We start from the raw sequence: 248 nt of genomic DNA, 5'->3' as shown, positions 1-248 counted from the left end.
CTGCAACTCGACTCCATGAAGTCGGAATCGCTAGTAATCGTAGATCAGAATGCTACGGTGAATACGTTCCCGGGCCTTGTACACACCGCCCGTCACACCATGGGAGTGGGTTGCAAAAGAAGTAGGTAGCTTAACCTTCGGGAGGGCGCTTACCACTTGTGATTCATGACTGGGGTGAAGTCGTAACAAGGTAACCGTAAGGGGACCTGCGGTTGGATCACCTCCTTACCTTAAAGAACCTGCCTTTG

At 51.6% G+C, this 248-nt stretch carries 1 rRNA gene; it reads left to right on the top strand.

From position 1 onward, the window contains the following. Nucleotides 1-228: ribosomal RNA gene (locus LDK53_RS22390) — 16S ribosomal RNA — on the top strand; the annotation flags it as partial. Between the last annotated feature and the right edge of the window lie 20 nt (nucleotides 229-248).

The organism is Enterobacter sp. K16B, assembly GCF_020216105.1.
Classification (GTDB): domain Bacteria; phylum Pseudomonadota; class Gammaproteobacteria; order Enterobacterales; family Enterobacteriaceae; genus Enterobacter; species Enterobacter sichuanensis.
The sequence above is the reverse complement of the archived record's forward strand: the minus strand, read 5'-3'. Positions and strand labels throughout refer to the sequence as shown.